General features: G+C 69.3%; 10 protein-coding genes. 3 read left to right on the top strand and 7 right to left on the bottom strand.

Translation table 11 applies throughout. The features are described 5' to 3' along the window. Positions 1-55 precede the first annotated feature (55 nt). From odhB to ACO2Q0_RS07250, 5 genes are all read right to left on the bottom strand, one after another. A complete protein-coding gene (gene odhB, locus ACO2Q0_RS07230; RefSeq protein WP_423350824.1) occupies positions 56-1,324 on the bottom strand; it encodes a 2-oxoglutarate dehydrogenase complex dihydrolipoyllysine-residue succinyltransferase in 1,269 nt (422 codons plus the stop codon). Between the two features lie 55 nt (positions 1,325-1,379). Then, positions 1,380-4,328 (bottom strand): 2-oxoglutarate dehydrogenase E1 component, encoded by a 2,949-nt coding sequence (locus ACO2Q0_RS07235; RefSeq protein ID WP_423350825.1) that lies wholly within the window; start codon positions 4,326-4,328, stop codon positions 1,380-1,382. A 79-nt stretch (positions 4,329-4,407) separates the two neighbouring features. Continuing rightward, positions 4,408-5,286 (bottom strand): succinate--CoA ligase subunit alpha, encoded by an 879-nt coding sequence (gene sucD / locus ACO2Q0_RS07240; protein WP_423350826.1) that lies wholly within the window; start codon positions 5,284-5,286, stop codon positions 4,408-4,410. 5 nt (positions 5,287-5,291) lie between these two features. Then, a complete protein-coding gene (gene sucC, locus ACO2Q0_RS07245) occupies positions 5,292-6,491 on the bottom strand; it encodes an ADP-forming succinate--CoA ligase subunit beta (protein WP_423350827.1) in 1,200 nt (399 codons plus the stop codon). 163 nt (positions 6,492-6,654) lie between these two features. After that, positions 6,655-7,215 (bottom strand): DUF2306 domain-containing protein, encoded by a 561-nt coding sequence (locus ACO2Q0_RS07250; RefSeq protein WP_423350828.1) that lies wholly within the window; start codon positions 7,213-7,215, stop codon positions 6,655-6,657. A gap of 95 nt (positions 7,216-7,310) precedes the next feature. Between ACO2Q0_RS07250 and ACO2Q0_RS07255 the strand changes: the two genes are divergently transcribed. Next, positions 7,311-8,111, top strand: a complete 801-nt coding sequence (locus ACO2Q0_RS07255) for a LytTR family DNA-binding domain-containing protein (RefSeq protein WP_423350829.1) — start codon at positions 7,311-7,313, stop codon at positions 8,109-8,111. On the opposite strand, the gene ACO2Q0_RS07260 is transcribed toward ACO2Q0_RS07255, so the two are convergent. Next, positions 8,108-8,653, bottom strand: coding sequence for a GNAT family N-acetyltransferase (locus tag ACO2Q0_RS07260; RefSeq protein WP_423350830.1), 546 nt, complete (start codon positions 8,651-8,653; stop codon positions 8,108-8,110). The genes ACO2Q0_RS07255 and ACO2Q0_RS07260 overlap by 4 nt on opposite strands. A 126-nt stretch (positions 8,654-8,779) precedes the next feature. Here ACO2Q0_RS07260 and ACO2Q0_RS07265 point away from each other — a divergent pair, with 126 nt between their 5' ends. Beyond that, positions 8,780-10,003, top strand: a complete 1,224-nt coding sequence (locus ACO2Q0_RS07265; protein WP_423350831.1) for a hypothetical protein — start codon at positions 8,780-8,782, stop codon at positions 10,001-10,003. 83 nt (positions 10,004-10,086) lie between these two features. Further along, positions 10,087-10,857 (top strand): hypothetical protein, encoded by a 771-nt coding sequence (locus ACO2Q0_RS07270; RefSeq protein ID WP_423350832.1) that lies wholly within the window; start codon positions 10,087-10,089, stop codon positions 10,855-10,857. A gap of 60 nt (positions 10,858-10,917) precedes the next feature. Here the strand turns inward: ACO2Q0_RS07270 and ACO2Q0_RS07275 are convergent, their stop codons facing one another. Then, positions 10,918-11,907 (bottom strand): malate dehydrogenase, encoded by a 990-nt coding sequence (locus ACO2Q0_RS07275; protein ID WP_257836452.1) that lies wholly within the window; start codon positions 11,905-11,907, stop codon positions 10,918-10,920. Positions 11,908-11,932: the final 25 nt, after the last annotated feature.

The following is an 11,932-nucleotide window of genomic DNA, read 5'->3' on the forward strand; positions in this document are numbered from 1 at the left end:
GAAAAGGCCGCGCGACCTTCGCCGCGCGGCCCTTCGTCGGTTCTTTCGCTGGCGCCTAGACGTCCAGCAGCAGGCGCTGCGGGTCTTCGATGGCTTCCTTGACGTGGACCAGGAAGGTCACGGCGCCCTTGCCGTCGACGATCCGGTGATCGTAGCTCAGGGCCAGATACATCATCGGCCGCGCCACGATCTGGCCGTTCACGACCATCGGACGCTCCTGGATCTTGTGCATGCCCAGGATGCCCGACTGCGGCGCGTTCAGGATCGGCGTCGACATCAGCGAGCCGTACACGCCGCCGTTCGAGATCGTGAAGGTGCCGCCCTGCAGGTCTTCCAGGGCGAGCTGGCCGTCGCGGGCCTTCTTGCCCAGAGCGCCGATCTCCTTCTCGATGTCGGCGAGGCTCATCAGGTCCGCGTCGCGGACCACCGGCGTGACCAGGCCCTTCTCGGTGCCGACGGCGACCGAGATGTCGTAGTGGTTCTTGAAGATGATGTCCTGGCCGTCGATCTCGGCGTTGACCTCGGGCACCTGCTTCAGGCCGTGGATCACGGCGCGCACGAAGAAGCTCATGAAGCCCAGCTTCACGCCGTGCTTCTTCTCGAACTGATCCTTGTAGGAATTCCGCAGGGCCATGACGTTGGTCATGTCCACCTCGTTGAAGGTGGTCAGCATAGCCGCGGCGTTCTGGGCCTCCTTGAGGCGGCGCGCGATCGTCTGGCGCAGGCGGGTCATCCGCACGCGCTCTTCGCGGTCGTGCAACTCGCGCGGCGCGGCCGGCGCGGCGGGGGCCGCAGGCGCCTTGGCGCGGTTCTCGAGAGCCGCCAGCGCGTCGGCCTTGGTCACGCGGCCGTCCTTGCCCGTGCCGGAGATGGACGAAGCGTCCAGCTTGTTCTCGCCCACGATCCGCTGGGCCGACGGCGCGAGCACCTTCTCCGCCTTCGGAGCCGAGGTGTCGGGCACGGGCGCGGAGGTCGGCGGGGCCTTGCCCGGCGTGGGCTCGGGCTGCAGCTCGCCGGCCGGGACCGGCGTCGGCGTCGAGGTCGGGGCGGCGGCCGGGGGAGCCTTGGCCGGGGTCGCGGCAGCGCCCGCGCCTTCGGTGATCTTGCCCAGGACCGCGCCCGGCTCGACCGTCGCGCCTTCAGCCGCCGAGATCTCGGCCAGCACGCCGTCCGACGGCGCGGCCACCTCCAGGCTCACCTTGTCCGTTTCGAGCTCGACCAGGATCTCGTCCTTGCGAACCGCATCGCCGGCTTTCTTGGTCCAGCGCGCCACCGTGGCTTCGGTGACGGACTCGCCCAGCGCCGGGGTCATGATGTCGGCCATTTTCGGGATCGCTCCTTAGATCGTCTCGGACACAAACAAGAGGTCGTGCAGGTCTTTACGCGAAGGCTTCCGCAAGGAAAGCCTCGAGTTCCTTCAGGTGGCGGCTCATCAGCCCGGCGGCGGTCGACGCCGAGGCGGGGCGGCCCACGTAGCGGGCGCGCTTGGACTTCACGTTCATCCGCTCCAGCGTGAGCTCCAGCCAGGGATCGACGAACTGCCAGCCGCCCATGTTCTTGGGCTCTTCCTGGCACCAGATCAGCTCGGCGTTCTTGAACCGCTTCAGCTCGCCCGAGAGCGACTTCAGCGGCCACGGATAGAACTGCTCGAGGCGCAGCAGGTAGATGTCGTCGCGGCCGGTCTTGGCGCGCTGCTCGACGAGGTCGAAGTACACCTTGCCCGAGCACAGGATCACGCGGGTGATCTTGTCGTCCGGCTTGAGCGTCACGCCGCCCACGTCGCAGCCGGCCTCGGCGCCGTCCAACATCACCCGATGGAAGGCCGTGCCCTCCGCGAGGTCCGACAGGTTCGAGACCGCCCGCTTGTGGCGCAGCAGGCTCTTCGGCGACATCACGATCAGCGGCTTGCGGAAGTCGCGCAGCAGCTGCCGGCGCAGAACGTGGAAGTAGTTGGCGGGCGTCGTGCAGTTGACGACCTGCATGTTGTCTTCGGCGCACAGCTGCAGGAAGCGCTCCAGGCGGGCCGAGGAGTGCTCGGGGCCCTGGCCTTCGTAGCCGTGCGGCAGCAGCATCACGAGGCCGCTCATCCGCAGCCACTTGCGCTCGCCCGACGAGATGAACTGGTCGATCACCACCTGGGCGCCGTTCACGAAGTCGCCGAACTGGGCTTCCCAGAGCGTCAGGGTGTCGGGATCGGTCAGCGAGAAGCCGTACTCGAAGCCCAGCACCGCCTCTTCCGACAGCGCGGAATCCAGCACCTCGAAGTGCGCCTGGTTCGGACCGAGGTTGCGGAGCGGGAAATAGACCTCCTCGCTCTTCTGGTCGATCACCCCCGCATGGCGGTGGCTGAAGGTGCCGCGCACGCTGTCCTGACCCGACAGCCGGACCGGATAGCCCTGGTCGAGCAGGCTGGCGAAGGCCAGGTGCTCGGCGGTGGCCCAGTCGATCCCAGCGCCGCTCTCGATCGCCTCCCGACGGCCGCCGATCACCCGCTCGACGGTCTTGTGGACGCTGATCCGCTCGGGGATCGAGGTGATCTTGCGGCCGAGGTCCAGCAGCTTCTGCTTCGGCACGCCGGTGGCGTACTTCTCCTCGCCCGAGGGCTTGCGGCCCGACCACTTGCCGTCCAGCCAGTCGGCCTTGTTCGGCTTGTAGGTCTTGCCGGCTTCGAACTCGGCGTCGAGGAACTGGTCGAATTCCGAGACCCAGCCGTCGACCTCGCCTTGCGTCACCACGCCCTCGCCCACCAGGCGCTGGGCGTAGAGATCTCGGACCGACGGGTGGCCCTTGATCTTCGCGTACATCAGGGGCTGGGTCATCGTCGGGTCGTCGCCCTCGTTGTGACCGAACCGCCGGTAGCAGAACATGTCGACCACCACGTCCTTGCCGAACAGCTGGCGGTACTCGGTGGCGACCTTCGCCGCATAGGTCACGGCTTCCGGATCGTCGCCGTTCACGTGGAAGATCGGCGCCTCGACCATCAGCGCCACGTCCGACGGATAGGGCGACGAGCGCGAGTTCTTGGGGCTGGTGGTGAAGCCGATCTGGTTGTTCACCACGAAGTGCATGGTGCCGCCGACGCCGTAGCCCTTCAGGCCCGACAGCGCGAAGCACTCGGCCACCACGCCCTGGCCGGCGAAGGCGGCGTCGCCGTGCAGCAGCAGCGGCAGGACGTGGGCGCGGCCGGCGTCCTGCTGCTCGCGCAGGGTGAAGGCCTGCTTGGCGCGGGCCTTGCCGATCACGACGGGGTTGACGATCTCGAGGTGCGACGGGTTCGCGGTCAGCGACAGGTGCACGCTGTTGCCGTCGAACTCACGGTCGGACGAGGCGCCCAGGTGGTACTTCACGTCGCCCGAGCCCTCGATGTCCGAGGGCACCGACGAGCCGCCTTGGAACTCGTGGAAGATGACGTGGTAGGGCTTGCCCATCACCGCGGCCAGCACGTTCAGCCGCCCGCGGTGCGGCATGCCGACGATGAGGTCCTTCACGCCCATCGCGCCGCCGCGCTTGATGATCTGCTCCAGCGCCGGGACCATCGCCTCGCCGCCGTCCAGGCCGAAGCGCTTGGTGCCCGGGAAGCGGCGATGCAGGAAGGCCTCGAAGCCCTGGGCCTCGATCAGCTTCTTCAGGATCGCGACCTTGCCTTCCTTGGTGAAAGCGATCTCCTTGTCGCGGCCTTCGATCCGCTCCTGCAGCCACGCCTTCTCCTTGGGATCGGAGATGTGCATGTACTGCACGCCGACGTTGCCGCAGTAGGTCCGGCGCAGGATGTCCAGGATCTCGCGGAGCGTGGAGGTCTCCAGGCCCAGCACGTAGTCCAGGAAGATCGGCCGGTCGAAGTCGGTGTCGGAGAAGCCGTAGGTCGCGGGATCCAGCTCGGACGCGTCGCCGGGCGTCGTGGCGATGCCCAGCGGGTCCAGATTGGCCGCGAGATGGCCGCGCATCCGATAGGCGCGGATCATCATGATGGCGCGCAGGCTGTCGAGGGTCGCGGCGCGCACCTCGTCCTGGCTGGCCGCCGGCTTCTTGTCGGCGATGGCCTTGCCGACCTTGGCTTCCACCGCGGGCCAGAGGCCGTCGATCGCCGAAAGCCAGTCGGGCCGGGGCTGCGGCGCCGCCGGCTTGGTCCAGGCGGGCTTCCGGGCCGCCGCCTTCACCTCGTCGGCGCGGTCGGCCAGGGAGGCGAAGAATGCGCGCCAGGACGGCTCGACCGACTCAGGGTTCGCCGCCCATTTCGCGTAGAGATCCTCCACGAACGCGGCGTTGCCGCCGTAGAGGAAACTCGTCTCGGCCAGGACTTCGTTGATCAGGCCTGCGTCGTCCGCCATGTCTTCGCCTTCCGGGGGCGGACCCGCGGACTTCTGAAGAAGGAGCCTGGCGCGGACCGCCCTACGTTAGAAATGTAACTCAGGCGCCCTTCAGCACCTCGACCAGGGTCTCGCCAAGCTTCGCCGGCGACGGCGAGACGCGGATGCCCGCAGCCTCCATCGCGGCGATCTTGTCCTCGGCGCCGCCCTTGCCGCCCGAAATGATCGCGCCCGCGTGGCCCATGCGGCGGCCCGGAGGCGCCGTACGACCCGCGATGAAGCCGACCATAGGCTTCTTGATCGCTGAATTCTTGATGAACTCCGCGGCGTCTTCCTCCGCCGAACCGCCGATTTCGCCGATCATGATGATCGACTCGGTCTCGGGGTCCTTCAGGAACATGTCGAGCACGTCGATGAACTCGGTGCCCTTTACCGGGTCGCCGCCGATGCCCACGGCCGTCGTCTGGCCGAGGCCCACCTGGGAGGTCTGGAACACGGCCTCATAGGTAAGCGTGCCGGAGCGCGAAACAACGCCCACCGAGCCCTTCTTGAAGATGCTGCCCGGCATGATGCCGATCTTGCACTCGCCCGGCGTCAGCACGCCCGGGCAGTTGGGGCCGATCAGGCGCGACTTCGAGCCGGACAGGGCGCGCTTCACCTTGATCATGTCGGCCACCGGGATGCCCTCGGTGATGCAGACGATCAGCGGCACCTCGGCGTCGATCGCTTCCAGGATCGAGTCCGCGGCGAACGGCGGGGGCACGTAGATCACCGAGGCCTCGGCGCCGGTCTGCTGCACGGCTTCGGCGACGGTGTCGAACACCGGCAGGCCGATGTGGGTGGTCCCGCCTTTGCCGGGCGTCACGCCGCCGACCATCTTGGTCCCGTAGGCGATCGCCTGTTCCGAGTGGAACGTGCCCTGGCTGCCGGTGATGCCCTGGCAGATGACGCGGGTGTCTTTACCGATCAGGATCGACATATTTCCTACGCAGCCCCACGCACGGCGGCGACGATCTTTTCAGCGCCGTCCGACAGGTCGTTCGCGGCGATGACGTTCAGGCCGCTCTCGTTGATGATCTTCTTGCCGAGCTCGACGTTCGTGCCTTCCAGGCGAACGACCAGCGGCACCTTCAGGCCGACTTCCTTGACCGCGGCCACCACGCCCTCGGCGATGATATCGCAGCGCATGATGCCGCCGAAGATGTTCACCAGGATGCCCTTCACGTTCGGGTCCGCGGTGATGATCTTGAAGGCCGCCGTCACCTTTTCCTTCGAGGCGCCGCCGCCGACGTCCAGGAAGTTGGCGGGCTCGGCGCCGTACAGCTTGATGATGTCCATGGTGGCCATGGCCAGGCCGGCGCCGTTCACCATGCAGCCGATCTCGCCGTCCAGCGCAATGTAGCTGAGGTCGTACTTGGAGGCCTCGATCTCCTTCGGGTCCTCCTCGCTCTCGTCGCGCAGGGCCACCACGTCGGGGTGACGGAACAGCGCGTTGGAGTCGAACGACACCTTGGCGTCCAGCACCCGCAGGTGATCGTCGCCGGTGACGATCAGCGGGTTGATCTCCAGCATCGACATGTCCTTGGCCAGGAACGCCGTGTAGAGCTGGGTCAGCAGGGTCGCCGCTTCCTTCGCCAGGCCGCCGGTCAGGCCGAGCGCCTTGGCCAGGTGGCGGGCGTGGTGCGGGAAGACGCCCGTCGCCGGGTCGATCGAGAAGGTGACGATCTTCTCGGGCGTCGAATGGGCGACCTCTTCGATGTCCATGCCGCCTTCGGTGGAGGCCACGACCGAGACCCAGCTCGTTTCGCGGTCGACCAGCAGCGACAGGTAGAATTCCTTGGCGATCTGGGCGCCTTCCTCGATGTAGAGGCGGTTCACCTGCTTGCCGGACGGTCCGGTCTGATGCGTCACCAGAACCCGGCCCAGCATCTCGGCGGCGTTCGCCTTGACGTCCTCGACGCTCTTGACCACCCGGACGCCGCCCTTGGCGTCGGGGCCCAGCCCCTCGAACTTGCCCTTGCCGCGCCCGCCGGCGTGGATCTGGGACTTCACCACAAAGACCGGCCCGCCGAGCTTTTCGGCGGCTTGCACGGCTTCTTCGACCGAAAACGCGGGATAGCCGCGCGGGACCGCCACGCCGAACTCTGCGAGAACGGCTTTGGCTTGGTGTTCGTGGATGTTCATGAGGCCTTGGAGCGCTTTGCCAAACGCTCGCTCCCGGCGGACGCCGGGGCGAGTGACGGGGCTTATAGGCGCCCTCCCAGGCGATGACAACCGCGCCGGCCCCCTCTAACGGCGTTCTCCTGCGCGTTGCTGTCCCAGGGTGAGCAGGGCTGCGGTCGCCCGCCTAGCCGAAGAACATCTGCCAGAGACTGCGCCCGGGGAGAAAGGCGATGAAGACGTTCACGGCGAACCCGCCGTAGAACAGGCCCATCATGGTCCCGCGGTGCCGCGCCACGTTGTGGCGTCGGGCGAAGACCACCGCCAGCGGCAGGGCGATCAGCGTCCAGGCGGTGAACAGGTGCAGGATCGACCAGGAGCCGGGCTTCAGGCTGGTGATGAACAGGGTGGAGCCCGCCGTCACCGAGACCAAGGCCACCCAGCCCCAGCCGCCGATCCGGTGGAAGCGCCGGCCCTTGCGCACCGCCATCAGCGCCGCGCCCAGCGCCAGGGCGGCGACGGCGGCCAGCAGGTGGATCTTGATGGGCAGGGACAGCCTCCCCCAGATCGCCACGTCCGGCCCGTGCAGCCGGGCGTTGCGGACATTGGCGGCGAGCTCGTCGCCGCCGCCGCCCAGGGCGACGGCGAGGATCGCGACGACCGCGCCTATGCCGAGGCCGAAGCGAAGCGCGAAGCGGCGATCGAAGCGGGCCTGCGGCGCGTCGCCCGTTTGCGAAGGTTGCGACATCCCTTAATTCCTCGGAGCACAGCGACGGCGCACGGCCGTCTTCGGGGTCGAGGGATGCGGCGGACCTTTGCAGCCAGCCAGCGGGGATACGTGAGGTGACGGCCGGCGTGCGTGGACCGCGGGCGGGCGCCGTTCACGCTTCGTGGACGACCGCCAAGGTGCTGGGCCTGCTGCGCGGCACCTTCATCTCGGCCGTGATCGTCGGCGGCTTCCTGAGCTTCATCGGCGCCTTCGGGTCGGGCGACTCGCCGTTCGTGCCGCGCACCCTGCTGATGGTCGGCATCGGCTGGGCGGCGTCGCTGATGGGCTACTTCGCCTTCGCCGCGGCGGAACGGATGCCCTGGGTGGGACGCCGGTGGGAGCGGGTCGCGCTCGTGGGCGCGCTGATGATGTTCGTTCCCATGGGTCTCGTCGTGTGGACCGGGGTGAACCTCGTGGCGCCGCCGCAGGCGGACCCGCCGCTGCGGGCGATCCCCGGCTTCGTCGCCGTCTCCTTCGGCACTTCGCTGTTCTTCTGCTTCCTCGTCGCCTGGATCCGCTCCCGCCCGAGGCCCGACGCCGCAGAGCCACAGGCCGCGGTCCCGCCGAAGTTCCTGGAGCGCCTGCCGCTGAAGCTCAGGGGCGGCGAGGTCTGGGCGGTGGAGGCCGAAGACCATTACCTGCGCCTGCACACCTCCAGGGGCCAGGATCTGATCCTGATGCGGCTCGCCGACGCCGTGGCCGAGCTGGAGGGGATCGAGGGTCTGCAGGTCCACCGCTCGTGGTGGGTGGCGCGCGACGCCATCGTGGACGCCCGGCGCGGCGACGGCCGCGCGACCCTGACGCTGAAGGACGGCGCCCAGGTCCCGGTCAGCCGAACCTACGCCGGGATCCTGCGCGAGCGCGGCTGGATCTAGCGGGCCGCGCGGCGCGCCAGCCACGCCTCCCGGCTCTGGCCCCACACGTCGACCGGAATGTTCAGCGGCGCCGGCAGAACCGCCTGACGCAGGATGCGCGAACCCAGCCGCTGCGCCACCTTCTGCGAGTTCACGTTGGCGTCTTCGATCGTGTGGATCACCTCGTCCCAGCCCAGGTGATCGAAAGCCCAGTCGATCGAGGCCTCGGCCGCCTCGGTGGCGTAGCCCTTGCCCCAGTGTTCACGGGCGATGCCCCAGCCGACTTCCGTCCCGGGCCAGCCCTCGGGCTGCCATGGACCCACGCGGCCCACCCATTCGCCCGAGGCCTTCTCGACGACCGAGAACATGGAGAAGCCTCGGACCAGCCAGGCGCCGGCCATGGTCGCCATCACTCGCCAGGCGCCCACACGCGTCTGCACGCCGCCGATGTAGCGCGCCGCCTCCGCGTCCGCCGCGAACGCCGCCCAGGCTTCGAAGTCCGAAGGAACAGGCGCCCGCAGAATGAGGCGTTCTGTCTCAAGCGTCGGTATTGGAATCTCCACCTTTTTCGGCCTTTATCGGTTTCGGGAGAGAGTTCGGGGTTGGGGCGTCGCGCGCGCAGCTTTGCTGCGCCGGTATGCTGCCTCCTGCCCTGCGCGTCGAGGGACCCGTACCACGCGAGGTCGCCGATGGCGCACGACCAGTTGGAAGATGAGCTCCAGACCACCCGCCGCCGCGGCGGCGGACGGCTCGTGGTCGCGGGCGTGGTGAGCGCCTGCGCGCTCGGCGTGGGCCTCGGGCTCTGGGCCCGTCCGTCTTCGGCCGAGCGGGGCGAGGCGGCGCCGCCGCCCAAGCCCGAGATCGAGGCCGAGGCGCCGGACCGCAAGCTGCAGATCGTCCTGGACGACACGCCCGCGCCCATCGGCGCCCTGCTGGACGTCATGCCGGCCGATGCCGGCGCGCACAGACCCGCGGCCGAGCTGATCGCGCCGCAGGGGCCACCGGCCGGCCTGATGAAGGTCGACGCCGTCGCCGCGCCCGTCGCCGCCCTGCCGGCGGTCCTGCCCGCGGTCGCCGCGTCAAAGCCTGAGCCCGGCCCCCAGGCCGAGCCCGCGCGGTCCGAACGCAAGCCGGCCGCGAAGATCGAGGCGCCAAGGGCCGAGACGAAGAAGGCCGAGGCGAAGAAGGCTGAAGCCAAGCCGGCGCGAAAGACTGAGCCCAAGGCGACAGCCAGGGTGGAGAAGCCGAAGGCCAGGAAGCTCGAGACGGCCGAGCGGAAGAAAGATCGTACCGCCAAGGTCGCCAAGGCCGAACCCAAGGCCAAGGCCAAGGCCAAGACTGAGAAGGCCGAACCGAAGAAGCTGGCCAAGCTGGTCAAGGCGGTGAAGACCGCGCCCAAGACGCTGAAGGCCAAGGCCGTGGCCGCCGAGCGCAAGACCAAGCGCGAGATCGAGGTCGCCGAGGCGCGGCGCGCGGAGAAGCTGCGCAAGGCCAAGGCCGAACGGCTGGCGGCGGCGGAGAAGGCGAAGGCCCTGAAGGCGTCGCAGAAGCTGGCGCAGAAGGCGAAGGGCAAGCCGCCGGTCGAAAAGGCCTCGACGCCCAAGAAGAAGATCGCGCCCCGTGGGGAGGGACCGATGCGCGTGGCCCGCAACAGCGCCTGCGCCTCGGTCGATCCCGGCGAGGCTCTGGTGTGCGCCGATCCGCGCCTGAACCAGCGCGACCGCCAGCTGCAGCGGGCGTTCCGCAACGCCGAGGCCGCCGGGGTGCCGGCCTCCTCCCTGCAGCGCCAGCAGGAGCGCTGGCGCCAGGCCCGCGCGGCGGCCGCCCGGGACGGCTCCTGGGCCGTGGAGGACGTCTACGAGGCGCGCATCGCCGAGCTCAACGACCTCGCCCGCGACGCCCGCGACTACTAGGCGCGAACGACCTTCGCATTTGCAACGCGCGGCGGCTTCGCGCGCTTTGCTTCCCCTGAGGGACGCAGCGTGAGACCTGCGTGATGACAGACTACCCGGGCGGGGCCTACCACGGCTTCGCGGGACGAGCCGGACCGGACACCGGCCTGCGCATCGAGCGGCCGGCCCAGCGCCAGTTCGAGCCGGACGAATATCGGCTGCCGGACCGGCCGAGGCGAGGCGTTTCGCGCGGCATGCTGCTGGGTGGCGTCGGCGCGGCCGTGGGCCTTGGCCTGCTGTTCGGCCTCTTCGCCAAGCCGGAACTCGGCGCCGGCGGCCGGGACCGCGAGCCCATGCGGCCGGTGAGCCGCACGGCCGAGCAGACGGTCGTAACGCCGGTGCCGGTCGAGGTGGCCGCCGTGACGCCGGCGCCTGCGCCGAAGTCCGCGGGCAAGCTGGAGGTGCTGCCTCCCGAGCTCGCCCGCGCCGCCGAGGCCCGGGCTCCCATTCGGGCGGCGCCGCCGGCCAGGACGCCCACCGTCGAGACGCCGGCTCCGCCGGTCCGCGAGATCGTCCCGCCGACCCGCGTGGCCGAGGCGCCGCCGCCGGTGCGGGCCGACCCCAGCTTCAACTGCCGCTTCGCCGGCACCCGGGCCGAGCGCATGATCTGCGGCGACCCGGAACTCGCCCGCCTGGACCGGCGGCTGGACCGCGCGTTCGATCGCGCGGTGGCCTCGGGCATCCCGTACCGCGAGTTGCGCGCCGAGCAGGACGACTGGCTGTCGATCCGCGAGGACGCCGCCCGCCGCTCGCCGCAGGCGGTGGAGAGCATCTATCGCCAGCGCATCGCCGAGCTGGACGACCTGGGCCGCTGACCAAAAAGGCCTCCGGCTCGCGCCGGAGGCCTCCTCGTTCGATCTGGGAAGCGCCGAGCCTTAGCCCAGCATGTCCTTCACCGTGTCGCGCTCGCCGACGAGTTCGTCATTGGTGATCGCGATCTTCGACTTGGCGAAATCGTCCATCTCGTAGCTGGTGACGACCTCATAGGCGCCCGGCGCGGTCGTCTTCACCGGCATGCCGGCCCAGACGCCGTCGGCGAAGCCGTAGCGGCCTTCCGAGGCGACCGCCACCGAGTGGATCGCGCCGGGGGTCACCAGGTCGCGGACATGGTCGATCAGGGCGTTGGCCGCCGAGGCCGCCGAGCTCTGGCCACGCGCCTCGATGATCGCCGCGCCGCGCTTGCCGACCGTCGGCAGGTACTCGTTCTCGAGCCAGGCGCGGTCGGTGATGACGTCCGTCACCGCCTTGCCGCCGATCTTGGCGTGCGTGAAGTCGGCGAACATCGTCGGGCTGTGGTTGCCGTAGATGAACAGCTCGGAGACGTCGTTGATCGACACGCCGGCCTTCTTGGCCAGCTGGGCGCGGCCGCGGTTCTCGTCCAGGCGCACCATGGCGGTGAAGCGGTCCGGCGTCAGGCGCTTGGCCTGGCTGGCGGCGATCATGCAGTTGGTGTTGCAGGGGTTGCCCACCACCGCGACGCGGGCGTCGTCGGCGGCCACCTCGTCGATCGCCCGACCCTGGGCGATGAAGATCTTGCCGTTGTCCTTCAGCAGGTCGGCGCGCTCCATGCCCGGACCGCGCGGCTTGGAGCCCACCAGCAGGTTCCAGTTGGCGTCCTTGAAGGCGACCTTCGGATCGTCGGTCAGCACCATGTCCTGCAGCAGCGGGAAGGCGCAGTCCTCCAGCTCCATCGCCACGCCCTTCAGCGCCTTCTGCGGGCCCTCGGCCGGGATCTCCAGCAGCTGCAGGATGACCGGCTGGTCCTTGCCCAGCATCTCGCCCGAGGCGATGCGGAACAGCAGGGCGTAGCCGATATTGCCGGCGGCTCCGGTGACGGCGACGCGGATGGGCGGCTTGGAAGCCATGGGGCTGCTCCTTGGAAGGCTGGGG

This window comes from Phenylobacterium sp. VNQ135, assembly GCF_049445735.1.
In the GTDB taxonomy this organism is placed as follows: domain Bacteria; phylum Pseudomonadota; class Alphaproteobacteria; order Caulobacterales; family Caulobacteraceae; genus Phenylobacterium.